The following is a 21,405-nucleotide window of genomic DNA, read 5'->3' on the forward strand; positions in this document are numbered from 1 at the left end:
GGGACGGGCCATTTCGGCCGGCGAAAGGCGGGACCATGAAGCGCAACGACCTGGACATCTATGACCGCTACGCCGCGCAATGGTGGGACGGCTCGGAGCGCTGGCTTCGGGTGCTGCACAACATGGTGCCGGCCCGGCTGCGCTATTTCGAGCGTTTCGCCGGCGACTGGGCTGGCAGGCGGGTGCTGGACCTGGGCTGCGGCGGCGGTTTCCTGGCCGAGGCGCTGGCCCGGCGCGGCGCGGTGGTATCGGGGATCGACCCGTCGGAAGGCGCGATCGAGGCGGCGCGCGCCCATGCCGCGGGCGAAGGGCTGGAGATCGGCTATGCCGTGGGCGTGGGCGAGGCCCTTCCTTACGAGGATGGCAGCTTCGACCATGTCGTCTGCGTCGATGTGCTGGAGCATGTCACATCGGTCGAGCGGACGCTGGCGGAGGTTGCGCGGGTGCTGCGGCCGGGGGGCATGTTCCTTTACGACACGATCAACCGCACGGCGCTTGCGCGGCTGGCGGTGGTGAGCATGGCCGAGGACGTGCTGCGCCTGCTGCCCAGGGGCACCCATGACCCGGCGCTGTTCATCCGTCCCGCCGAGTTGCACGCGATGATGCGCAAGGCGGGGCTGGCGCCGGGGCCGATCACCGGGCTGGGGCCGCGCGGGCTGAACCGGCGCGGCGATTTCACCTTTGGCACGGTGCCGCTGAAATCGGTGATCTACATGGGCACCGCGGTCGCCGGGGGCTGAGGCGGCAGGCCCTAACCCTTGAGTTCGCGGCTGCGGCCGGCGGCGGCGGCGACCGTCGCGCGGATCAGCGGCGGCAGGCCGTTTTCGGCATCCATCAGCACGGCGAGCCCGGCCTGCGTCGTGCCGTTCGGGCTGGTCACGTTGGCGCGCAGCTGGGCCGGACCCTCGTCCGCCTCCATCGCGAGCATGCCCGCGCCCGCGACGGTCGCCTTGGCAAGCCGCATGGCCAGCGCGGGGGCGAGTCCCTCGGCCTCGCCCGCGGCGGCAAGGCATTCGATCAGGTGGAAGACATAGGCGGGCCCGGAGCCGGACAGGCCGGTGACGGCGTCGATCTGGTCCTCGTGCTCCAGCCGCACCGTCTCGCCTATGGCGGCGAGCACCGCCTCGGCCATGTCGAGATGGGCGGGGCCGGCGGCATCGTTGCCGATCAGCGCGGTGATGCCGCGGCCGATGGCGGCGGGGGTGTTGGGCATGGCGCGGACGATGGGCGTGGCCGCGCCGAAGACCTGCTCGAAGCGGGCGATGGGGGTGCCCGCGGCGATGGAAAGGACAAGCGTGGGCCCGCCGCCCAATGCCGCCACATCCGGAAGGGCCGCGCCCATCATCTGCGGCTTGACGGCGACAAGGCAGATCGCCGGCGCGGCGGGCAGGTCCGCGTTCAGGTGCAGCCCCTGCCCCGCCAGCGCCTTCAGCCGGTCGGACGGGTTCGGGTCGCGCACATGGATCGCCTGGGGCGGCAGGCCCTTGGAGAGCCAGCCCTCGAGCATGGCGGACCCCATCTTGCCGCAGCCCAGAAGCAGGATCCCCTTGTCTGCGATCCGGTCGAAAATTCCCATGGCTTTACTCCCCGTGCCTGAAAGCAGAGGCCCCGGCGCAAGGCCGGGGCCCGTCATGCCCGGTGGTGCAGGTCTGCCCCCGGCCTGTCAAGCCGGGGTCATGCGCCCTCAGGCGCGGCCATAGGCTTCGGTCATGGCGATCTGCATGGCCGCCTCGGGCGTCTCTCCGCCCCAGGCGACCAGCTGGAAGGCGGGGAAGAACCGCTCGCAGCTGGTGACGGCGGTGCGCATCATCTCGGCGATCTGCTCGGCCGAGGCGGTGGCGCCGCCCGACAGGATCAGGCCATAGCGCCAGACCATCAGCTTCTGGTCGGGCCAGAGCGTGAAGGCCCCGGCCCAGCACTTGTCGTTGGCCTTTTCCATCGCGGCGCAGAGCGCGGACCGGCGCTTTTTCGGCGGGTCCATGTCGAAGGCGCAGATCAGGCGCAGGGTCTCGTCATGGCCGTTCCAGGCGAGGGTGACGGAATAGGTCCGCCACGCGCCTTCGATCGCCATGGCGATCTGATCCTCGGCCACGCGGTCGAAGTCCCACTCGTGGCGCTCGGCCAGCGTCTCGACAATGTCGATGGGGTGGAGATCTTCGGTGAGAAAGTCGTGCTCGACAGTGCTCATGCCCTGGTCCCTCTAGAAATGGCCGCTGGCGGAGCAGAACCCCGCAAGGGGCTGTGGGGATATCAACAGGTCGGGTCGATTTCGCGCCCGACCTACCACATATCGTCGCAGAAAATCGAGTCGAGTAAAGACAATTTTCGTTAACTTCGCATGACAACCTGTCAGGCGCGGTGGGCCTGCCTGCGGCTTGTGCAGTCCTGCGGAAGGGATGGCCCGGGCGTCAGGCGTCGCGGGCAGCGGCCGCTTCCAGCGCGGCGATCCGGGCCTCGAGCGCGGCGTTTTCCTCGCGCGCCTTCTGGGCCATGGCGCGCACGGCCTCGAATTCCTCGCGGGTGACGAGGTCGCGGTCCGCCAGCCAGCGGTCCATCAGGCTTTTCATCGCGGTCTCGGCCTCTTCGCGGGCACCCTGCGCCACGCCCATGGCGTTGGTCATCAGCTGCGAGATGTCGTCGAGGATCCGGGAACGGGTCTGCATCGGTCTGGCCTTTCGGTCGGTTGGTCCGCCTTATATGGCGGCTGCGGTGCATTTGCCAAGGCGGCGCTTGACTTGGGCCAGCCTGCGCGGGATCACGGCGGGCGACCCGAGCCACCCCGAAGGAGCCCCCATGCTGGCCGCCCTGCCCTTTCCGGACATCGCGCCCGAGATCTTCAGCCTGAGCCTGTTCGGCATGGAGTTCGCGCTGCGCTGGTACGCGCTGGCCTATATCGCCGGGCTTGGCCTGGGCTGGTGGCTGGTCGCGCGGATGATGAAGCGGCCCGCGCTGTGGGGCGGCAAGCCGCCGATGACGCCGAAGCAGCCCGAGGATCTGCTGACCTGGATGGTGCTGGGCGTGGTGCTGGGCGGGCGGCTGGGCTTCGTGCTGTTCTACAACTGGGACTATTACAGCCAGAACCCCGGAGAGATCCTGGCGGTCTGGCAGGGGGGCATGTCCTTTCACGGCGGGCTGCTGGGGGTGATGGCGGGGATCGTCGGCTATTCGGCCGCGAACCGGCTGCCGGTGATGCGGGTCGCCGACGCGGTGGCGGCCGTCACGCCGGTCGGGCTGTTCTTCGGGCGCGTCGCCAATTTCATCAACGCCGAATTGTGGGGCCGGCCGACCAACCTGCCCTGGGGCGTGGCGTTTCCCAGCCCGGCCGCGCAGATCTGCCCGCCGGAATTCGGCGATCCCTGCGGGCGGCACCCGAGCCAGCTTTACGAGGCGGGGCTCGAGGGGTTGGTGCTGGGGCTGGTGATCCTGTGGGGCGTGACCCGGCTGGGCTGGCTACGCACACCGGGGCGCGTGACGGGCGTGTTCCTGCTGGGCTACGGGCTTGCGCGCACCATCGTCGAGGGCTTCCGGCAGGCCGATGTCCAGTTCGTCACGCCCGACAACCCGTTCGGCCATGTGCTGCGCTTCGGGGGCGGGATCGACGCCTTCGGGCTGACCATGGGCCAGCTTCTGTCGCTGCCGATGGTGGGCATCGGGCTGGCGGTGCTGCTGGTCGCGCGGAAACGGGCGTGACACGCTTGGGCGAAAGGCTCGCGCGGCGGATCGCGGGCCTTGGGCCGATGCGGGTGTCGGAGTTCATGGCGGCCTGCCTGACCGATCCCGAGCACGGCTATTACACCACCCGCGACCCGCTGGGCGCGCGTGGCGATTTCATCACCGGGCCCGAGATCAGCCAGATGTTCGGCGAGATGCTGGGCCTGTGGCTGGCGCAGGTCTGGGCCGACGCGGGCGCGCCCGCCCGCTTCGTGCTGGCGGAACTCGGCCCCGGGCGCGGGACGCTGATGGCCGACATGCTGCGCGCAGCAAGACTGGCGCCGGGCTTCACGGAGGCCGCCGAGGTCTGGCTGGTGGAGACGAGCCCCGTGCTGCGCCGCGCGCAGGCGCAGGCGGTGCCCGGCGCGCGCTGGGCCGACCGGGTGGCGGACCTGCCGCAGGACGCGCCCCTGTTCGTGGTGGCGAACGAATTCCTGGATGCGCTGCCGATCCGGCAGTTCCTGCGCGAGGGCGCCCTGTGGCGCGAGCGGATGGTCGGGCTGGAGGGGGACCAGCTTGCCTTCGGGCTGGCGCCGGCAGCGGCGGACCCCGAACTCGACCGCCGCTTTGCGGACGTGGCGGATGGCACGCTGGTCGAGACCTGCGCGCCCGCCGAGGCGGTGGCGGCAGAGCTTGCCGCGCGGGGCGCGCGGTGCCTGTTCGTCGATTACGGCGACTGGGCGGGCCACGGCGACACGCTTCAGGCGCTGGCGGGCCATGCGCCGGCGGACGTGCTGGCGACGGCGGGCACGGCCGACCTGACGGCGCATGTGGGCTTTCGCTGGATCGCCGAGGCGGCGGCGCCCTTGCGGGCGGATTTCACGACGCAGGGCGTCTTTCTGGAACGGCTGGGGATCACCGCGCGGGCGCAGGCGCTGGCGCGGGGGGACCGCGCCGACGAGATCGCCGGCCAGCACCGCCGCTTGACCCATCCGGATGAAATGGGAACCCTGTTCAAGGTCCTGGCGCTGACCCCGCGGGGCGCGCCGCAAACACCGGGATTTGGCTGATGACGCTCGAGATACTGACCACGCCGGCGCTGCGCGGGCTGACCCATGGCTTCTTCACCCGTCGCGGCGGGGTGTCGAAAGGGGTCTATGAGGGGCTGAACTGCGGCCCCGGATCGGACGACGCGCCCGAGGCGGTGGCCGAGAACCGCGCGCGGGTGGCGCAGGCGCTGGGGGTCGCGCCAGAGCGGCTTTACTCGCTGCACCAGGTCCATTCGGCCGATGTGGTGGTGGTGGACGAGACGACGCGCTGGGCGGAAAAGCCGCGCGCCGACGCGCTGGTGACGGCCACGCCCGGCATCGCCATCGGCGCGCTGGCCGCCGATTGCGCGCCGGTGCTGTTCGCGGACCCCGGGGCGGGGGTTGTCGGCGCGGCGCATTCTGGCTGGAAGGGTGCCATCGGCGGCGTGCTGGAGGCGACGCTGGACGCGATGGAGGGGCTGGGCGCGGACCGCGCGCGCATCACCGCCGTGGTGGGCCCCGCGATCAGCCAGCGCGCCTATGAGGTGGGCCCGGAATTCATGGACCGCTTTCTCGACGAGGATCCGGACCATGACCGCTTCTTCGCGGGCGGCAGCGGCGACCGGGCGATGTTCGACCTGCCGGGCTTCGTGCTGCACCGGCTGCGGGGCGCGGGCGTGGGCAGCGCGGAATGGATCGGGCACTGCACCTATTCGGACCCCGGACGGTTCTATTCCTACCGCCGCACCACCCATGCGAGGGAACCGGATTACGGGCGGCTGATCTCTGCGATCCGGCTGTAGGCGGGCATCGCGGGGCTCGACCCTTGCCACCCGTGCCAAAGGGGCTTACCTCGGATGCAAAGCATTTCAGGGAAGCGACATGACCGCCGAGACCGAGAAAGACACGACCGAAGGCCGGGGCGCCGATCCGGTGACCTCGAAGCTGATGGCCGCGCGCAAGATCATCATCTGCGAGGGCATCGACCAGAAGATGGCCAAGCGCGTCACCGCGCAGCTTCTGGCGCTGGCCGAGGAAAGCGACGACCCCATCACCATGTTCGTCAACAGCCAGGGCGGACATGTCGAGGCGGGCGACACGATCCACGACATCATCCAGTTCATCAAGCCGCGGGTGATCATGGTCGGCACCGGCTGGGTCGCCTCGGCCGGGACGCATATCTTCCTGGCCGCGGAGAAGGAGGATCGCTACTGCCTGCCCAACACCCGCTTCCTGATCCACCAGCCCTCGGGCGGGGTCGGCGGCAAGGTGTCGGACATCGAGATCCAGGCCGAGCAGATCGAGCGGATGCGCGAGCGGCTGGCGCATATCATCTCGAAGACCACGGGCACCGATATCGACCAGGTGCGCAAGGACATCGAGCGCGACAAGTGGATGACCACCGAGGAGGCGCAGGCCTATGGCATCCTGCACAAGGTGGTGCGCAGCGCGGACGAGTTGAAGTGACGCGCTGATCCCCGGGCGCCGCGCGGGTCGCGGCGCCGCATGCCTCCGGCGGGGATATTTGAAGAAAGTGGAAGGCGGGGGCCGCGCGCTCAGGCGGCGGGTCTTGCGAAGATATCCGCCATAAGGCGTTCGAGCATGGCCTGATCGTCCTTGGTGAAGGCGTCGGGGCGGTTGCTGTCGATGTCGAGGACGGCGATGAGGCGGCCTTCCGCGTCGAAGACCGGCACGACGATTTCCGAGCGGGTCGAGGACGAGCAGGCGATGTGGCCCGGGAAGGCGTCCACGTCGGGCACCAGTTGCGTGCGCCCCTCGCGCGCGGCGGCGCCGCAGACGCCCCGCGCGAACGGGATCACCAGGCAGCCATGGCCGCCCTGGTAGGGCCCGATCTTGAGCAGCCCCGGCGCCGTCACCCGGTAGAACCCCACCCAGTCGAAGCGGTCGTACGCGTGGTAGAGCTCGCAGGCGATGGTGGCCATCTTCGCGATGGCGTCGTCCTCGCCTTCGCAGAGGGCGTGGATGCGGGCGGTGACGCTGTCGGTCGGGGCGATGTTCTGGTCCATGATGCGCAGGTGCCTTGGCGCGCGGCGGCTGTCAAGCGGCGCCGCGCCGGCGTAGCATGCGCGCAGATCAGGCGGGAGGGCGCGATGGGCGACACGCAGGCGAGACGTTTCGAGGCGGGCGACTGGGTGGTGCTGGGTTTCACGCTGGCCTATGGCGCGGGGTTCACGAGCTGGTTCCTTGCGCGTGGGAACCTGGAGTTCATGGTGTATGTGGGCACGATGATGGTCTTCATCGGCCTGCTGGGCCTGAGCCTGCGGACCGCCGCCTGGCCGCGCCCGATGCTCTGGGCGCTGTCGGCCTGGGGGCTTGCGCACATGGCCGGGGGTGCGGTGCCGGTGAACGGCTCGGTGCTTTACGCGTTGCAGCTGGTGCCGCTGGTGTCGGAAGGGGAGATGACGATCCTCAAGTACGACCAGCTGGTGCATGCCTATGGCTTTGGCGTGACGGCCTGGCTTCTGTGGCACCTGATGGCGCGGCATTTCCCGGACCTGCGGGGCACGACCACGATCCGGGTCTATCCGGTGCTGGGGGCGATGGGGCTTGGATCGTTCAACGAGATGATCGAGTTCGCCGCCGTGCTGTCGGTGCCGGAGACGCATGTGGGCGGCTACGTCAACACCTCGCTCGACCTGGTGTTCAACGCGGCGGGCGCCATGATCGCGATGCTGGTGATCGCGGCGCGGGACAAATGAAAGGCCCCGGACCGATGTGGTCCGGGGCCGGGTTGCATCCGGCACGGCGGTGCCGCGCCGGGTGAGGCTCGGGGTCAGCCCTTGCCGAACTCGGGATAGGCTTCCATGCCGAGTTCCGCCATGTCGAGGCCGTTGACCTCGGCTTCCTCGTCCACGCGGATGCCCATCGTGGCCTTGAGGATGGTCCAGACCACGAAGCTGACCACGAAGACGAACACGCCCACGATGATGATCGGCATGAGCTGGCCCATGAAGGTCGCGTCCGAGTTGGTCAGCAGGACCGCGAGCGTGCCCCAGATGCCGGCGAACAGGTGCACCGGGATCGCGCCGACCACATCGTCGATCTTGAGCTTGTCGAGGAAGGGCACGCCGAAGACCACGATCACGCCGCCCACGCCGCCGATCAGGGTGGCCATGCCCAGCGTCGGGGTCAGCGGCTCGGCCGTGATCGACACCAGGCCCGCCAGGGCGCCGTTCAGCACCATGGTAAGGTCCACCTTGCCATAGACCAGCTGGGTCAGCAGCAGGGCGACGACGGCGCCGCCGGCCGCGGCCGCGTTGGTGTTGGCGAAGATGCGGCTGACATCGGCCACGTCACCCACGGTGCCCATCGCCAGCTGCGAGCCGCCGTTGAAGCCGAACCAGCCGAGCCACAGGATGAAGGTGCCGAGCGTGGCAAGCGCGAGGTTGGAGCCGAGGATCGGGTTGACCTGGCCGTTCGCGCCGTACTTGCCCTTGCGTGCGCCCAGAAGGATGGCGCCGGCAAGTGCCGCCCAGCCGCCGACCGAGTGCACGACCGTGGAGCCGGCGAAGTCGAGGAAGCCGAACTGGCTGTCGAGGAAGCCGCCGCCCCATTTCCAGGAGGCCTGGATCGGGTAGATCAGGCCGGTCAGGATGATGGTGAAGACCAGGAACGGCCAGAGCTTGATGCGCTCGGCCAGGGTGCCCGAGACGATCGAGGCGGTGGTCGCGCAGAACATCAGCTGGAAGAAGAAGTCCGAGCCGGTGGAGGCGTAGGACAGGTCGTCCGCATCCTCGGCCGCGATGCCCACGGCCTCGAGCACGGCGACGCCGAAGGCGCCGAGATAGCCGCCCGTCTCGTCGGTGCCGATGGACCAGTTGCCCAGCGGATACATCAGGTTGTAGCCGATCAGGTAGTACATGATCGCGGCCAGCGAGAAGAGCGCGATGTTCTTCGTCAGCTGCATGGTGACGTTCTTGGAGCGCACCAGCCCCGCCTCGAGCATGGCGAAGCCGGCCGCCATCCAGAACACGAGGAAGCCGCCGATCAGGAACAGCAGCGAGTTGAAGATGAAGACCGTATGCTCGGCCGCCTCACCGGTCGGCGCGGCTGCCTCGACGGCGGCATCCTGTGCCAGAAGGGGCGTGGCGACCAGCAGCGCGGCACCGGCAAGCCCCAGAAGTTTCATCGTTTTCGAGTTCATTTCACCAGATCCTTGTTGGAGTGCCCGCAGCAGGTCAGAGCGCTTCGTCACCGGTTTCACCGGTGCGGACGCGCAGCGCCTGTTCCACGTCGAGGACGAAGACCTTCCCATCCCCGATCTTGCCGGTCTTGGCGGTTCCGGAGAGCGTTTCGACCACCTTCTCGACCATCTCGTCCGCCACCACGAGTTCGAGCTTCACCTTGGGAACGAAGTTCACGACGTACTCCGCGCCCCTGTAGATTTCGGTATGGCCAGCCTGGCGGCCGTACCCCTTCACTTCAGAAACCATCAAACCCTGGACACCAATCCGGGTGAGGGCCTCGCGGACCTCCTCCAGTTTGAACGGTTTGATCACTGCAATGATCAGCTTCATCGTTTCCCCTTGCTCATTGGCGGCTGCCTTTCGGCGGGCGCGCGTCCTTCACCATCGGGTGATGGGCGGAAAAGAGAGCGGGACTGCGCCGTTGGCCAGAAATTTGCCCAGGAACGCGGCGGTGGATTCGACAGAATCCGGGTTTCCGTGCCCAAAATGTGCATACAAATGCAGCATTGCCTAATTCGTGTGCACATCATGTCCGCGTGCTTGCCTCTCCACAAAGGCAGGCGGAACGGATAGACTCACGCAAAACGAGCAGCTCAGAGAAAAGGCCGGTCACATGGCCAGACGCGACAGCACAGGCAGGGGCGGGGCGCCGAAGCGCCCGCGCCGCACCCCGACGCGCCCCCGCAAGGCGACAGCCCCCGCACGCCGGGGATCATCCGGCCCCGGCCTATTCGAGCGGGTGCTGCGATTCCTGCTGTTCGGGCTGATCGTCCGGGTGCTCTGGTGGCTGGGGCTGCGCACCGCCGTGATCGGCGGCATCATCCTGGGCGGCGCGACGCTCTGGGCCTATGCGCAGTTGCCCGAAGCGGAGGCGCTGCTCGACGGGCGCGAGCGCGGCTCGGTGACGCTGCTCGACCGGGAAGGCAACACCTTTGCCTGGCGGGGGCAGCAATACGTCACCACCCGCGCCGAGACGGCGAGCCCGCACCTGGTCAACGCGGTGATCGCGACCGAGGATCGGCGGTTCCACGATCATTTCGGGCTGGACCCCATCGGCATCGCGCGGGCGATGGCCGCGAACCTGCGGGCCGGGCGCGTGGTGCAGGGCGGATCCACCATTACGCAGCAGGTGGCGAAGCTGCTGTTCTTCGAGAATACCCGGTCGCTGGAGCGGCACATCAAGCAGGTGCCCTACGTCCTGGCGATGGAGGCGAAGTACACCAAGGAAGAGATCCTTTCGATCTATCTGAACCGGGCCTACCTGGGCGCGGGCGCACAGGGCTTCGAGGCGGCGGCGCAGCGCTATTTCGGCAAGTCGGCGCGCAACGTGACCCCGGCCGAGGCGGCGATGCTTGCGGGGCTCCTGAAGGCGCCGTCGCGCTATGCGCCCACCAGCGACATCGAGGCGGCGCAGGGCCGGGCCGAGGTCATCATCGGGCTGATGGAGGAGCAGGGCTACCTGTCGCGGGTGGATGCAGAGCTTGCGCGCGCCCTGCCGGCGCAGCTGTCGGACGCGGCATCGGCGCGGGCGGGCGGCTATTTCGCCGATTGGGTCATGTCGGCGGGGCCCAGCTTCCTGACCAACCAGACCAGCGAGGACGTGGTCCTGCGCACCACCTTCGATCCGCGCCTGCAGCGCGCGGCCGAGACGGCGCTGGCCGAGATATTTTCCACCAAGGTGCGCGAGGGGTCGAAGGCGCAGGCGGCGATCGTGGTGATGTCGCCCGACGGCGCGGTGCGCGCGATGGTGGGCGGGCGCAACACCGGGGCCGCGCAGGCGGGGCAGTTCAACCGCGCCACGCAGGCGCTGCGCCAGCCCGGATCCGCCTTCAAGCCCTTCGTCTACGCCGCCGGCCTGATGGCGGGGATGCACCCGCTCGACATGGTGGTGGACAGCCCGATCACGCTGAACGTGCCCGGCTCGGGGCCATGGAGCCCGCAGAACTACACCCGTGAATACCTGGGCGAGATCACCCTGACCGAGGCTTTCCGGGAATCGATCAATACGGTCGCGGTCAAGGTGTCGGAACAGGTCGGGCGCACCCGCGTCCGCGCCATCGCGCAGGACCTGGGCATCGAGCGGCCCCTGGCCGACGGGCCGTCCCTGGCGCTGGGCGTGTCCGAGGCGACGCTGCTGGAACTGACCGGCGCCTATGCGGGCATCCTGAACCAGGGTCAGCGGTCGATGCCCTACGGGGTGATCGACCTGCGGCTGAAGGGCGACAACACGGTGCTGATGGGCACCGACCGCCAGGCCCCGATCCCGGTGCTGGACCCAGAGGCGGCGGGGATGCTGGTCTACATGATGTCCGAGGTGATCGCCAATGGCACCGGCCAGCGGGCGCAACTGCCCGACCGGCCGGCGGCGGGCAAGACCGGCACGACGCAGGCCGCGCGCGATGCCTGGTTCATCGGCTTCACCGGCGATTACGTCGCGGGCGTCTGGATGGGCTATGACGACAACACGCCGCTGAGCGGCGTTACCGGCGGCGGGCTGCCCGCCGAGATCTGGCGCGAGACGATGCTTCGTGTGCACGAGGGGTTGCCGCCCACGCCGCTGCCGATGGTGGTGCCGGAGGTGCCCGGAACGCGGCTGCCCGACATGGGCGACGATCCTGTGGCCGGCAACATCCTGCAACAGGTCATCGGCGGCATCTTCGGCGCGAGCGGGCTTTACTGACCCGCACGCGCCGCGAGGGCGGGTTCAGCCGCGGCTGCGCAGGTCCGCGATCAGGCCGTCGATGCTGTTGCGGTTCGCCTCGAGGATGGCGCGCACCTCGCTGCGTTCGGTCGAGAGCATCGACACGCCCTCGATGAACAGGTTGAACAGCCTGGGGCTGCCCGAGCGGTCGCTGACCTGCCAGTCCACGCGGATCGGCGCGCTGCCGGGGAAGGTCACCGCCGCGCTGACCAGGATGCCGCGGTCGCCCTCGTCGCGGGCGCCGGTCACGTTGAACTGGGCGCCGCGATATTCGCGGAACTCGGCGCCGTACTTGCGCGCCAGGTAGGACTGGAAGGCCGCGACGAAGGCGTTCTGCTGCGCCGCGCTGGCGCTGCGCCACGGCTGCCCCAGCACCGAGCGGGCAATCACGGGCACGTCGGCGTAGCGGGCGAAGATCCGCTCGAACGAGCCGATCGCCTGGCTTTCCGAGGCGTTCGAGTTCACCACCGCCATCAACTCGTCCACGGCCTGCTGGATCAGCGCGGTCGCCTCGTTGGTGGTAAGCGCCGATGCCCGCAGCGGCACCAGTGCCACGCCGGCCGCGGCAAGGCCGACGGTCAGAAAGCCCCGGCGGCCGGGTCGGAAAAGGTCAGAAGTCATAGGGGTTCTCCAGTTCTTCCGCGCTCACGCCGTCATTCGCGGCGCGCGAGCGGTTCTGCAGGTAGGCGATACGGGCGGCAGCATAGCTGTCCGCCGATTCGTAGAGCAACGCGTCGATCACGCGGCCCAGATCGCTGCGGATCTGAAGGACATCCGCCACCTCTGCGGCGACGAGATAGCCCGTGGAGCCGTCGGGCAGCGCGCCCGGGACCGGGTCGCCGACGCGGTCCACCACGCGGCCGAAACTGTCGCGCACCGTGCTGGGACCAAAGACCGGAAGTTCGACGTAAGGCCCCGACGGCACGCCCCAGACGGCCATGGTCTCTCCGAAATCGGTCGGATTGTCGAAGACGCCCGCCTCGCTTGCCACGTCGAGCATGCCGCCGAGACCGAAGAACCCGTTCAGCAGAAACCGCGTGAGCGCGCCGCCCGCATCCTCGATATCGCCCTGGAGCAGGTGGTTCGCGAAGTAGACCGGCTGCGACAAGGTATTGACGCCGTTGCTTATTCCCTTTCGCGCCGGCTGCGGGACCGCCGTGACATACACGTCCGACGACGGCCGCAGCACGTTGCGGTCGAGCCCCTTGTTGAAGGCGTGCACAGAGCGGTTCACGTTCTCGAACGGATCGGGCGTCTCGCCAGCGGGCACATCAGAGCGGGTGCAGCCCGCAGCGAGGGCCGCCAGCAGGCCAAGGGCCGCAAGACGCGGGAGCACGGAAAAACGCATTGTCTCAAACATTCGTCAACCTCGGTGGCGGCACGATCATATACGCGGGCGGGATCAGTCTGTAACCGACGCTCCGCAGAAAGTGATGCTTATCGTGCGCACTCGCATATACTGAGCGGCGGCCAAAGGCGACGAAAGATTGACGGTTTTTCCGCGAGAGGCAGGCCCATGCTCACACCCGCGCAACGCAAGTCCAGGGCCGACGTCGCGGCAGAGATGGCGGCCGCGATGGGGCGCGGGCGCGGCCTGATCCTGTCGGTGGGCCTGTTCAGCGTTTTCGTGAACCTGCTGATGCTCACCGGGCCGCTGTTCATGCTTCAGATTTACGACCGCGTGCTTGCCAGCCGGTCCGAGGCGACCCTGGCGGCGCTGTTCGTGCTGGTTGCGGCGCTCTATCTGCTGATGGGGTTGCTCGACCATGCCCGCGGGCGGATCGCCGCCCGGATGGGCGCGCGCTTCCAGGATGCGCTGGATGCGCGGGTCTTCGAGTCGATCCTGCGCCGCGCCGTGTCCCCGCCCGAACGGGGCCGTCCGGCCACCGGCCTGCGCGATCTGGAGGCGGTGCAGAAGTTCCTTTCGGCGCCGGTCTTCTTCGCGATCTTCGACCTGCCCTGGGCGCCGGTCTTCCTGCTGGCGATCTTTCTGTTCCACCCGCTGCTGGGCTGGCTTGCGGTGGCGGGCGGGCTGGTCCTGGTGGGTGTCACCCTGCTGAACCAGGTCACCACCGCGCGCCCCAACCGGGAGGCGGCGGCCGCCTCGGCGCAGTCGCACGCGCTGGCCGACCATCTGCGCGAGGAGGCGGAACTGATCCAGGGGCTGGGCATGCGTCCGGCGGTGCTGGCGCGCTGGCGGCAGAGCCGGGACAAGGCGCTTGAGGGTCAGCTTGCGGTGGCGGACCGCAGCGGCGGCTTTGCCAGTTTCTCGCGGTCGTTCCGGTTCTTCCTGCAATCCGCCATGCTGGCGCTGGGCGCCTGGCTGGTGCTGCAGGCGCAATTGACCGCGGGTGCGATGATCGCCGCCTCGATCCTGCTGGGCCGGGCGCTGGCGCCGGTGGAACTGGCGATCGGCGGCTGGCCCCTGTTCCAGCGCGCGCGCGAGGGGTGGCAGGCGCTGACCGAGTTGCTTGCCGCAACGCCGCCGCCGGCGGAACCGACGCCGCTGCCCGCGCCGCGCGCCATTCTGGACGTGAACCAGGTGACGGTCGTGCCGCCGGGCGAGAAGACGGCCACGCTGCGGATGGTGGGCTTCCGGCTGGAGCCGGGGCAGGCGCTGGGGGTGATCGGCCCGTCGGGTTCGGGCAAGTCCACGCTGGCACGGGCGATCACCGGGATCTGGCCCACCGCCTCGGGCAAGGTAAGGCTGGATGGCGCGACGCTCGACCGCTATGCGCCCGAGGCGCTGGGCCGCGCGATCGGCTACCTGCCGCAGGACGTGGCGCTGTTTCCCGGCACCATCGCCGAGAACATCGCCCGGCTTGCGGAAGAGCCCGATGCCGCCGCCGTGGTGGATGCGGCGAAACGCGCGGGCGCGCACGAGATGATCCTGGGCCTGCCCGACGGATACGACACCCTGCTGAGCGCAGGCGGCAGCCGGCTGTCGGGGGGGCAGAAGCAGCGCATCGGGCTTGCGCGGGCGATGTATGGCGACCCGGCGTTGCTGATCCTGGACGAGCCTAACGCCAATCTGGACGCGGCGGGCCAGCAGGCGCTGAACGCCGCCATCCGCCAGATGAAGGAGGCGGGGCGTTCGGTCGTGATCATGGCCCACCGGCCCGCGGGCATCGCCGAATGCGACCGGATCCTCGTGCTGGAGGGCGGGCTGCGCAAGGCCTATGGGCCGCGCGACGAGGTGCTGCGCGCCCAGCTTGTCAACTACGACAAGGTGGCCGGCGCCATCGGGGCGGAGGGACGGAAATGACCGCGCGCAGGCCCGGGGCGTTCAGCGCCGCACGGCCCGTGGCGCTGGGCTTCGCGGCGCTGGCGATCCTTGTCATCGGCCTTGGCGGCTGGTCCGCGATGGCGCGGATCTCGGGCGCGGTGGTGACCGGCGGCATGATCGAGGTCGAAGGCAACCGCCAGGCGGTGCAGCATCCCGACGGCGGCGTGATCGGCGATATCCGCGTGATCGAAGGGCAGGACGTGACGGCCGGCGAGGTGCTTCTGCGCTTCGACGACACGCTGCTCCGCTCGGAGCTGGCGATCATCGAGGCGCAGCTGTTCGAGGGGCTGGCCCGCAAGGCCCGCCTGGTCGCGGAACGCGACGGTGCCGACGCGCCGGAATTCGCGCCCGACCTGCTGGCGGCGGCCACCGGAAGCCGCGACGTGCAGGAGCTGATCGACGGCCAGCGCCAGCTGTTCTTCGCCCGCCGTGACAGCGCCGAGGCCGAGGCCGACCAGCTGCGCGAACGGATCCGCCAGATCGAGCGCCAGATCGAGGGCGTCGGCGCCCAGATCGCCGCGTTGAGCGAGCAGCGCAGCCTGATCGGCGAGGAACTGGCCGATCAGCAGAGCCTGCTGGAACGGGGCCTGACCCAGGCCGGGAGGGTGCTGGCGCTGAAGCGCGAAAGCGCCCGGCTGGGCGGGCTGGTGGGGGAGTTGCAGGCGCGCGAGGCGCAGGCACGGGCCCAGATCTCGGAGACGGGGATCCAGATCCTGCGCCTGACCTCGACCCTGCGCGAAGAGGCCATCGCCGAGTTGCGCGACCTCGAGGTGCGCGAGTTCGAGCTGCGCGAGCGCCGCCTTGCCATGCTGGAAACCCTGTCGCGGCTGGACGTGCGGGCGCCGGTCTCGGGCATCGTCTATGGCCGGCAGGTCAATAGCGTGGGCGCGGTGGTGCGACCGGCGGATGTGCTGATGTATGTGGTGCCGCAGGACGAACCGCTGGTGATCGCCGCCCGGATCGAGACGATCCACATCGACCAGGTCCGGGTCGGGCAGGCGGCGTCGCTGCGCTTTCCCGCCTTCGACCAGCGGATGACGCCGGAAATCGAGGGGGTCGTCACCCGCGTGTCGGCCGACGCCTTTACCGATCAGAACACGGGAATCGCCTATTACACCGCCGAGCTTCTGCCGCTACCCGGCGAAACCGACAAGCTGGGCGACCGTCAGCTGTTGCCGGGGATGCCCGTCGAGGCCTATATCCGGACAGGAGAGCGGACGCCGCTGAACTACCTGGTCAAGCCGCTCGCCGATTATTTCAACCGCGCCTTCCGCGAAACCTGAACCGGAGCCCTTCATGACCGGCATCATAGACGCCCGCCTCGCCGAGCTTGGCATCACCCTGCCCGACGCCCCCGCCCCCGCCGCGAACTACGTCCCCTTCGTGGTGGCCGGTGACATGGTGTTCATCTCGGGCCAGGTCAGCAGCGACGCGAACGGGCTGCGCGTGGGCAAGGTCGGCGCCGAAGTGTCGCTGGAGGAGGCGCAGGCCTCGGCGCGGGCCTGCGGGCTGGCGCTGATCGCGCAGCTGCGCAAGGCCGCCGGCGGCGATCTGGACCGGGTCGCGCAGGTGGTCAAGCTGACCGGCTTCGTCAACGCCGTGCCCGATTTCGGCCAGCACCCGGCGGTGGTGAACGGGTGCTCGGACCTGATGGTCGAGGTGTTCGGCGACAAGGGCCGCCATGCGCGCGCCGCGGTCGGGTCGGGCTCGTTGCCGTTCAACGTGCAGGTCGAGATCGAAGGCATCTTCCGGCTGGCCTGAGATGACCCCGCATCCCGATTTCCTGCGCCTGCCCATCGCCCATCGCGGCCTGCATGACCGCGCGAGGGGCGTGATCGAGAACAGCGAAAGCGCCGTGCGCGCCGCCATCGCGGCGGGCTACGGGATCGAGATCGACATCCAGCCCTCGGCCGAGGGCGTGCCGATGGTGTTCCACGACGCAAGGCTTTCGCGCCTGACCGGGGCCGAGGGGAACATCACCGACCTGAGCGCGGGTGAGTTGGGCCGGATCGCCCTGACCGGCGGGACCGACCGGATCCCGACGCTGGCCCATATCCTCGACGTCGTGGGCGGTCGCGTGCCGCTGCTGGTCGAGATCAAGGACCAGGACGGAACGCTGGGGCCGGATGTCGGCGCGCTGGAGCAGGCGGTCGCCGGGGTTCTGGCGGGCTACGGCGGGCCGGTCGCGGTGATGTCCTTCAATCCCCATTCCGTCGCGGCCTTCGGCAAGGCCGCCCCCGGGATCGCGCGCGGGATCGTGACCGAATCCTTCGACGAGGCGGAGTACGACACCGTGCCCGAAGCCCGGCGGCTGGAACTGTCCGCCATCGCGGATTTCGACCGCGTCGGGGCCAGTTTCGTGTCCTGCAACTGGCGCGACCTGGACCGCACGCCGATCCACGGCCTGCGCGCCCGGCAGGTGCCGATATTGTGCTGGACCATCCGTTCCGCGGCCGAGGAGGCCGAGGCGCGGCGGCTGGCGGACAACATCACCTTCGAGGGCTACGCGGCCGCGCTGGCGCATTGACCGCGACGCGCTGGCGCCCATCTGGTATCGCTGGGGACCAGCAGCAAGGGCAGCCATGGACGGCCAGGACCAGATCGAGATAACGGTGCTTTCCGGCCTCGACCGCATCGACGCGGCCGACTGGGACGCCTGCGCCAACCCGGGCGGGGGCTGGCCCGTCGATCCCTTCACCACGCACCGGGTGCTGCTGGCCTTCGAGGAGTCGGGCTCGGTCGGGCCGGGCACCGGCTGGCAACCGCGCCACCTGGTGGCCCGGCTGTCGGGCGAGACGATCGCGGTGATGCCCCTCTACCTGAAGGGGCACAGCCAGGGCGAGTACATCTTCGATCACAACTGGGCCCATGCCTATGAGCGGGCGGGCGGGCGCTATTACCCCAAGCTACAGGGCGCCGTGCCCTTCACCCCGGCGACCGGGCGGCGCTTCCTGACCCGCCCCGGCTGGGAGGGGACCGGCACCGCCGCGTTGGTCCAGGGCGCGCTGCAACTGGCGCAGGAGAGCCGGCTTTCGTCGTTCCATGTCACCTTCTGCACCGAGGAGGAATGGGCCCGTGGCGGCGAGATGGGGCTGTTGCAGCGGGTCACGCAGCAGTTTCATTGGGAGAACCGGGGCTACCGCGATTTCAACGCCTTCCTCGCCGACCTGTCCTCGCGCAAGCGCAAGACGATCCGCAAGGAGCGGGAGACGGCGCAAGCCTTTGGCGGCACGATCCGCCAGATCACCGGGGAGGGCTTCGAACCGGCGCATTGGGATGCGTTCTGGCGGTTCTACCAGGACACCGGCGCACGCAAATGGGGCACGCCCTATCTGACGCGGCGCTTCTTCGACCTGGCGCATGCGCGCTTTCCCGAGCTGATGATGCTGGTGCTGGCCGAACGCGCGGGGCGCCCGGTCGCGGGCGCGCTGAACTTCATCGGGCGCGATACGCTTTTCGGGCGCTACTGGGGCTGCATCGAGGATCACCCCTGCCTGCATTTCGAGGCGTGCTACTACCAGGCCATCGACCATGCCATCGCCCATGGCCTGAGCCGGGTCGAGGCGGGCGCGCAGGGCAGCCACAAGCTGGCGCGCGGCTACCTGCCCGTGCCCACCTGGTCCCTGCACTGGATCGCCGAGCCGGGCTTTGCCAACGCGGTCGCCCGCTACCTTCAGGCCGAGCGCGACGCAACCGACGAGGAAATCGAGGTGCTGACGACCTACGGTCCCTTCCGCAAGACGAAAGGAGAAGAATGATGGCCGAGAAACTGACTGGCGATGCGCGCGACACCGCGCTGGCCCCCCTGCTCGAGACGGGCTGGAGTCTGGACGCCGAGCGGGACGCACTGGTCAAGGAATTCCGCTTTGCGGATTTCCCGACCGCCTTCGGCTGGATGGCCGCCCTGGCTGCGGTTGCCGAGAAGATGAACCACCACCCCGAATGGCGGAATGTCTACAACCGGGTGCAGGTGGTGCTGACCACCCATGACGCGGGCGGGCTGACCGCGCTCGATGCCCGGCTTGCCGCCGAGATGGATGCCCGCGCCGGGGACTGAGCCGCGGCGCGGGGCGTCGGGATCAGAGAAGCTCGACGATGCGGTCGCCGCCCGAGATGTCGCAGGAGCCGCGGCCTTCCTCGATGTTGAGATGCGCGACCTTGCCGTCCTCGACGATCAGCGAGTAGCGGATCGAGCGGTTCAGCAGGCCCCGGTCGGGCGCCGAGAAGGTGCCGATCGCCTGGCTGAAGCTTGCCTCGGGGTCGGCCAGCATGGTGATGCCAGCCGCGGTGGCCCCGTTCGACGCGCCCCAGGCCTTCATCACGAAGGGGTCGTTGACCGACACGATGCCCACGGTATCGACGCCCTTGGCGCGGATCGCGTCCATGTTGCGGATCACGCTGGGGATGTGCACCGCCGAGCAGGTCGCGGTGAACGCGCCGGGCATCCCGAACAGCACCGCGCGGCCCGAGCCGAGAAGATCGGCGACCTGCACGGCGCGCGGGCCGTCCTCGTCCATGATGAGGAAAGCGCTGTCGGGAAGGCGGTCGCCGGTATTCAGGGGCATGTCTGGTCGATCCTTTTGCAATGGAAACCCTTGGTTCGTTGCGCCATATAGGGGCGCCAGCGGAAAACGCGAGAGGAAATCGATGACACGGATCGTCGTTGTCGGGGCCGGTCAGGCCGGCGCCAGCCTGGCCGAGCGTTTGCGCGCGCTGGGCCATGCCGGCGATCTGACGCTGATCGGGGCCGAGGCGCATCCGCCCTATCAGCGCCCCCCGCTTTCGAAGAAATACCTGCTGGGCGAAATGGCGCTGGAGCGGCTGTTCCTGCGCCCGCCCGCCTTTTACGCCGAGCAGGGCATCACGCTGCGGCTGGGATGCCGGGTGACGGGGATCGACCGGGCCGGCAAGGCCGTGCTGCTGGAGGGGGGCGAGCGGCTGGACTACGACCGGCTGGCGCTGACCACGGGTTCTGTCCCGCGCCGCCTGCCCGCGGCGATGGGCGGCGATCTGCCGGGCGTCTTCGTGGTACGCGGGCTGTCGGATGTCGATGCCATGGCGCCCGAATTCCGCGATGGCGCCCGGGTGCTGGTCGTGGGCGGCGGCTATATCGGGCTGGAGGCGGCGGCGGTCGCGGCGTCGAAGGGCCTGCATGTGACGCTGATCGAGGCCGCGCCCCGCATCCTGGGCCGTGTCGCCTCCGACGCCACGGCTGCCTATTTCCGCGACCTGCACCGCGCCCATGGCGTCGACCTGCGCGAGGGCGTCGGCCTCGTCCGGCTGCTGCCGGGCGCGGACGGGCGCGTGGCGGGGGCAGAGTTGTCGGACGGCACCACGCTGGAGGTGGATTTCGCGATCGCCGGGGTCGGCATCGCGCCCGACACCGCGCTGGCCGAGGCGGCGGGCCTTGCCATCGACAACGGGATCGCGGTGGACGCCAACGGCCGGACCAGCGACCCCGACATCTTCGCCGCCGGCGACTGCACCTCGTTCCCGTGGCAGGGCGGACGGCTGCGGCTGGAAAGCGTGCCCAACGCCATCGAGCAGGCCGAAGCGGTGGCGGCCGCGATGCTGGACCCCGACGCGCCGCCCTATGTGGCCAAGCCCTGGTTCTGGTCCGACCAGTACGACGTCAAGTTGCAGATCGCGGGACTGAACACCGGCCATGACCGGGTCGTGACCCGCAAGGGTGCGCGCGAGGGCGCCCTGTCGGTGTGGTACTTCAGGGGCGAGCGCCTGCTGGCGGTGGACGCGATGAACGACCCGCGCGCCTACATGACCGCGAAGCGCTGGATCGAGGCGGGGCTGTCCCCCGCCCCGGACGAGATCGCGGAGCCCGCGCGCGACCTGAAAGAGATCGCGGCAGGCTGATGCGGATCGTCGGCGGCAGATTTCGCGGCACCGCGCTCGCCTCGGTTGGCAAGGGGGACCCGGAGGCGCATCTGCGCCCGACCTCGGACCGGGTGCGCGAGAGCCTTTTCAACCTGCTGGCGCATGGCGACTATCCCCCGCTCGAAGGCGCGCGGGTGCTCGACCTGTTCGCGGGCACCGGCGCGCTGGGCTTCGAGGCGCTGAGCCGGGGCGCGGCCCATGTGCTGTTCGTCGATGACGGCGCCAAGGCGCGGGCGCTGATCCGCGAGAATACAGACCGGCTGCGGGCGATCGGGACGACGAAGATCTATCGCCGCGACGCGACACGGCTGGGCGAAAACCGGGGCGCGCCCTACGGGCTGGTGTTCCTCGATCCACCCTATGGCAAGGGGTTCGGGGAACGGGCGCTCGTCTCGGCGCTGGCGGGGGGCTGGATCGCCCCGGGTGCGCTGATCGTCTGGGAAGAGGCCGCGGGGGCCAGCGTAACGCCGCCCGCGGGGCTTGTGCCGCTGGATGACCGGCGCTACGGCGAGACGCAGATCCGCATCTTTCGGCTGGGCGATCCGGACTGACGCGGCAGCGCCTCTGGCCAGTTGCCGCAGGGTCGCCTATCACGGAGCCATGAGCCGATTTGCCCCCGCCCCGACCGAGGATGCCGCC

24 protein-coding genes are annotated in these 21,405 nt (G+C 69.5%); 15 read left to right on the forward strand and 9 right to left on the reverse strand.

Annotated features, from left to right (window positions below):
* Positions 1–35: 35 nt before the first annotated feature.
* Positions 36–740 carry a bifunctional 2-polyprenyl-6-hydroxyphenol methylase/3-demethylubiquinol 3-O-methyltransferase UbiG gene (gene ubiG, locus HMH01_RS14395; RefSeq protein ID WP_171326457.1) on the forward strand — a complete coding sequence of 235 codons (705 nt, stop codon included), beginning with the start codon at positions 36–38 and terminating at the stop codon, positions 738–740.
* Positions 741–751: 11 nt separating this feature from the next.
* On the opposite strand, the gene proC is transcribed toward ubiG, so the two are convergent.
* The 3 genes from proC to HMH01_RS14410 form a co-directional block, all read right to left on the reverse strand.
* Positions 752–1,576 carry a pyrroline-5-carboxylate reductase gene (gene proC / locus HMH01_RS14400; protein WP_171326458.1) on the reverse strand — a complete coding sequence of 275 codons (825 nt, stop codon included), beginning with the start codon at positions 1,574–1,576 and terminating at the stop codon, positions 752–754.
* A 108-nt stretch (positions 1,577–1,684) separates the two neighbouring features.
* Positions 1,685–2,188: a type III secretion system chaperone family protein gene (locus tag HMH01_RS14405; protein WP_171326459.1), complete on the reverse strand. Its 504-nt coding sequence runs from the start codon at positions 2,186–2,188 to the stop codon at positions 1,685–1,687.
* Positions 2,189–2,408: 220 nt separating this feature from the next.
* Positions 2,409–2,663, reverse strand: a complete 255-nt coding sequence (locus HMH01_RS14410) for an accessory factor UbiK family protein (RefSeq protein ID WP_171326460.1) — start codon at positions 2,661–2,663, stop codon at positions 2,409–2,411.
* A gap of 130 nt (positions 2,664–2,793) precedes the next feature.
* Between HMH01_RS14410 and lgt the strand changes: the two genes are divergently transcribed.
* The 4 genes from lgt to HMH01_RS14430 all read left to right on the forward strand — a co-directional run bounded on the left by lgt (position 2,794) and on the right by HMH01_RS14430 (position 6,146).
* Complete coding sequence (lgt, locus tag HMH01_RS14415) at positions 2,794–3,690, forward strand: prolipoprotein diacylglyceryl transferase (protein ID WP_171326461.1); 897 nt, start codon at positions 2,794–2,796, stop codon at positions 3,688–3,690.
* Complete coding sequence (locus HMH01_RS14420) at positions 3,687–4,721, forward strand: class I SAM-dependent methyltransferase (RefSeq protein ID WP_343035322.1); 1,035 nt, start codon at positions 3,687–3,689, stop codon at positions 4,719–4,721. The genes lgt and HMH01_RS14420 overlap by 4 nt, the downstream gene beginning before the upstream one ends.
* Positions 4,721–5,482 (forward strand): peptidoglycan editing factor PgeF, encoded by a 762-nt coding sequence (gene pgeF, locus HMH01_RS14425; protein ID WP_171326462.1) that lies wholly within the window; start codon positions 4,721–4,723, stop codon positions 5,480–5,482. Before HMH01_RS14420 ends, pgeF begins: the two co-directional genes overlap by 1 nt.
* Before the next feature lie 79 nt (positions 5,483–5,561).
* Complete coding sequence (locus HMH01_RS14430) at positions 5,562–6,146, forward strand: ATP-dependent Clp protease proteolytic subunit (RefSeq protein ID WP_171326463.1); 585 nt, start codon at positions 5,562–5,564, stop codon at positions 6,144–6,146.
* A gap of 89 nt (positions 6,147–6,235) precedes the next feature.
* On the opposite strand, the gene HMH01_RS14435 is transcribed toward HMH01_RS14430, so the two are convergent.
* Positions 6,236–6,706: a GAF domain-containing protein gene (locus HMH01_RS14435; protein WP_171326464.1), complete on the reverse strand. Its 471-nt coding sequence runs from the start codon at positions 6,704–6,706 to the stop codon at positions 6,236–6,238.
* Positions 6,707–6,790: 84 nt separating this feature from the next.
* Here HMH01_RS14435 and HMH01_RS14440 point away from each other — a divergent pair, with 84 nt between their 5' ends.
* The gene (locus tag HMH01_RS14440) at positions 6,791–7,399 is read left to right on the forward strand and encodes a DUF2238 domain-containing protein (protein ID WP_171326465.1); all 609 of its coding nucleotides are present in this window, start codon (positions 6,791–6,793) and stop codon (positions 7,397–7,399) included.
* Between the two features lie 74 nt (positions 7,400–7,473).
* On the opposite strand, the gene HMH01_RS14445 is transcribed toward HMH01_RS14440, so the two are convergent.
* The gene (locus tag HMH01_RS14445) at positions 7,474–8,829 is read right to left on the reverse strand and encodes an ammonium transporter family protein (protein WP_171326610.1); all 1,356 of its coding nucleotides are present in this window, start codon (positions 8,827–8,829) and stop codon (positions 7,474–7,476) included.
* A 49-nt stretch (positions 8,830–8,878) separates the two neighbouring features.
* Positions 8,879–9,217: a P-II family nitrogen regulator gene (locus tag HMH01_RS14450; RefSeq protein WP_171326466.1), complete on the reverse strand. Its 339-nt coding sequence runs from the start codon at positions 9,215–9,217 to the stop codon at positions 8,879–8,881.
* 283 nt (positions 9,218–9,500) lie between these two features.
* Here HMH01_RS14450 and HMH01_RS14455 point away from each other — a divergent pair, with 283 nt between their 5' ends.
* Positions 9,501–11,567 (forward strand): transglycosylase domain-containing protein, encoded by a 2,067-nt coding sequence (locus HMH01_RS14455; RefSeq protein WP_171326467.1) that lies wholly within the window; start codon positions 9,501–9,503, stop codon positions 11,565–11,567.
* Between the two features lie 24 nt (positions 11,568–11,591).
* On the opposite strand, the gene HMH01_RS14460 is transcribed toward HMH01_RS14455, so the two are convergent.
* The gene (locus tag HMH01_RS14460) at positions 11,592–12,209 is read right to left on the reverse strand and encodes an MlaC/ttg2D family ABC transporter substrate-binding protein (protein ID WP_171326468.1); all 618 of its coding nucleotides are present in this window, start codon (positions 12,207–12,209) and stop codon (positions 11,592–11,594) included.
* Complete coding sequence (locus tag HMH01_RS14465) at positions 12,199–12,924, reverse strand: MlaA family lipoprotein (protein WP_171326469.1); 726 nt, start codon at positions 12,922–12,924, stop codon at positions 12,199–12,201. Before HMH01_RS14465 ends, HMH01_RS14460 begins: the two co-directional genes overlap by 11 nt.
* A gap of 180 nt (positions 12,925–13,104) precedes the next feature.
* On the opposite strand from HMH01_RS14465, the gene HMH01_RS14470 reads away from it, so the two are divergent.
* Genes HMH01_RS14470 through HMH01_RS14495 form a run of 6 tightly spaced genes read left to right on the forward strand, consistent with a single transcriptional unit; the run spans position 13,105 to position 18,931 of the window.
* Positions 13,105–14,853, forward strand: a complete 1,749-nt coding sequence (locus tag HMH01_RS14470; RefSeq protein WP_343035323.1) for a type I secretion system permease/ATPase — start codon at positions 13,105–13,107, stop codon at positions 14,851–14,853.
* On the forward strand, positions 14,850–16,157 hold the full coding sequence (locus HMH01_RS14475; protein WP_171326470.1) for an HlyD family type I secretion periplasmic adaptor subunit: 1,308 nt from the start codon (positions 14,850–14,852) through the stop codon (positions 16,155–16,157). The genes HMH01_RS14470 and HMH01_RS14475 overlap by 4 nt, the downstream gene beginning before the upstream one ends.
* A 13-nt stretch (positions 16,158–16,170) precedes the next feature.
* Positions 16,171–16,635, forward strand: a complete 465-nt coding sequence (locus HMH01_RS14480) for a RidA family protein (RefSeq protein WP_171326471.1) — start codon at positions 16,171–16,173, stop codon at positions 16,633–16,635.
* A 1-nt stretch (position 16,636) separates the two neighbouring features.
* On the forward strand, positions 16,637–17,401 hold the full coding sequence (locus HMH01_RS14485) for a glycerophosphodiester phosphodiesterase family protein (protein ID WP_171326472.1): 765 nt from the start codon (positions 16,637–16,639) through the stop codon (positions 17,399–17,401).
* 55 nt (positions 17,402–17,456) lie between these two features.
* Positions 17,457–18,632, forward strand: coding sequence for a GNAT family N-acetyltransferase (locus HMH01_RS14490; protein ID WP_171326473.1), 1,176 nt, complete (start codon positions 17,457–17,459; stop codon positions 18,630–18,632).
* Positions 18,632–18,931 carry a 4a-hydroxytetrahydrobiopterin dehydratase gene (locus HMH01_RS14495; RefSeq protein ID WP_171326474.1) on the forward strand — a complete coding sequence of 100 codons (300 nt, stop codon included), beginning with the start codon at positions 18,632–18,634 and terminating at the stop codon, positions 18,929–18,931. Before HMH01_RS14490 ends, HMH01_RS14495 begins: the two co-directional genes overlap by 1 nt.
* 22 nt (positions 18,932–18,953) lie before the next feature.
* Here the strand turns inward: HMH01_RS14495 and HMH01_RS14500 are convergent, their stop codons facing one another.
* Complete coding sequence (locus HMH01_RS14500) at positions 18,954–19,439, reverse strand: peroxiredoxin (protein WP_171326475.1); 486 nt, start codon at positions 19,437–19,439, stop codon at positions 18,954–18,956.
* Between the two features lie 82 nt (positions 19,440–19,521).
* Between HMH01_RS14500 and HMH01_RS14505 the strand changes: the two genes are divergently transcribed.
* Together HMH01_RS14505 and rsmD are read left to right on the forward strand one after the other, a co-directional pair.
* Complete coding sequence (locus HMH01_RS14505) at positions 19,522–20,745, forward strand: NAD(P)/FAD-dependent oxidoreductase (protein WP_171326476.1); 1,224 nt, start codon at positions 19,522–19,524, stop codon at positions 20,743–20,745.
* Entirely contained in the window at positions 20,745–21,317 is a 573-nt protein-coding gene (rsmD, locus tag HMH01_RS14510; protein ID WP_171326477.1) for a 16S rRNA (guanine(966)-N(2))-methyltransferase RsmD, read from the forward strand. The genes HMH01_RS14505 and rsmD overlap by 1 nt, the downstream gene beginning before the upstream one ends.
* Positions 21,318–21,405 lie beyond the last annotated feature (88 nt).

The organism is Halovulum dunhuangense (assembly GCF_013093415.1).
In the GTDB taxonomy this organism is placed as follows: Bacteria; Pseudomonadota; Alphaproteobacteria; order Rhodobacterales; family Rhodobacteraceae; genus Halovulum; species Halovulum dunhuangense.

Bases quoted from the DNA above. Each gene is read 5' to 3' on its own strand.
- HMH01_RS14450 (WP_171326466.1), bottom strand. From the start codon at position 9,217: ATGAAGCTGATCATTGCAGTGATCAAACCGTTCAAACTGGAGGAGGTC.
- HMH01_RS14455 (WP_171326467.1), top strand. From the start codon at position 9,501: ATGGCCAGACGCGACAGCACAGGCAGGGGCGGGGCGCCGAAGCGCCCG.
- lgt (WP_171326461.1), top strand. From the start codon at position 2,794: ATGCTGGCCGCCCTGCCCTTTCCGGACATCGCGCCCGAGATCTTCAGC.
- HMH01_RS14485 (WP_171326472.1), top strand. From the start codon at position 16,637: ATGACCCCGCATCCCGATTTCCTGCGCCTGCCCATCGCCCATCGCGGC.
- HMH01_RS14505 (WP_171326476.1), top strand. From the start codon at position 19,522: ATGACACGGATCGTCGTTGTCGGGGCCGGTCAGGCCGGCGCCAGCCTG.
- HMH01_RS14435 (WP_171326464.1), bottom strand. From the start codon at position 6,706: ATGGACCAGAACATCGCCCCGACCGACAGCGTCACCGCCCGCATCCAC.
- HMH01_RS14500 (WP_171326475.1), bottom strand. From the start codon at position 19,439: ATGCCCCTGAATACCGGCGACCGCCTTCCCGACAGCGCTTTCCTCATC.
- HMH01_RS14495 (WP_171326474.1), top strand. From the start codon at position 18,632: ATGGCCGAGAAACTGACTGGCGATGCGCGCGACACCGCGCTGGCCCCC.
- HMH01_RS14440 (WP_171326465.1), top strand. From the start codon at position 6,791: ATGGGCGACACGCAGGCGAGACGTTTCGAGGCGGGCGACTGGGTGGTG.
- pgeF (WP_171326462.1), top strand. From the start codon at position 4,721: ATGACGCTCGAGATACTGACCACGCCGGCGCTGCGCGGGCTGACCCAT.
- HMH01_RS14480 (WP_171326471.1), top strand. From the start codon at position 16,171: ATGACCGGCATCATAGACGCCCGCCTCGCCGAGCTTGGCATCACCCTG.
- HMH01_RS14490 (WP_171326473.1), top strand. From the start codon at position 17,457: ATGGACGGCCAGGACCAGATCGAGATAACGGTGCTTTCCGGCCTCGAC.
- HMH01_RS14460 (WP_171326468.1), bottom strand. From the start codon at position 12,209: ATGACTTCTGACCTTTTCCGACCCGGCCGCCGGGGCTTTCTGACCGTC.
- ubiG (WP_171326457.1), top strand. From the start codon at position 36: ATGAAGCGCAACGACCTGGACATCTATGACCGCTACGCCGCGCAATGG.
- proC (WP_171326458.1), bottom strand. From the start codon at position 1,576: ATGGGAATTTTCGACCGGATCGCAGACAAGGGGATCCTGCTTCTGGGC.
- rsmD (WP_171326477.1), top strand. From the start codon at position 20,745: ATGCGGATCGTCGGCGGCAGATTTCGCGGCACCGCGCTCGCCTCGGTT.
- HMH01_RS14430 (WP_171326463.1), top strand. From the start codon at position 5,562: ATGACCGCCGAGACCGAGAAAGACACGACCGAAGGCCGGGGCGCCGAT.
- HMH01_RS14470 (WP_343035323.1), top strand. From the start codon at position 13,105: ATGCTCACACCCGCGCAACGCAAGTCCAGGGCCGACGTCGCGGCAGAG.
- HMH01_RS14405 (WP_171326459.1), bottom strand. From the start codon at position 2,188: ATGAGCACTGTCGAGCACGACTTTCTCACCGAAGATCTCCACCCCATC.
- HMH01_RS14445 (WP_171326610.1), bottom strand. From the start codon at position 8,829: ATGAAACTTCTGGGGCTTGCCGGTGCCGCGCTGCTGGTCGCCACGCCC.
- HMH01_RS14410 (WP_171326460.1), bottom strand. From the start codon at position 2,663: ATGCAGACCCGTTCCCGGATCCTCGACGACATCTCGCAGCTGATGACC.
- HMH01_RS14475 (WP_171326470.1), top strand. From the start codon at position 14,850: ATGACCGCGCGCAGGCCCGGGGCGTTCAGCGCCGCACGGCCCGTGGCG.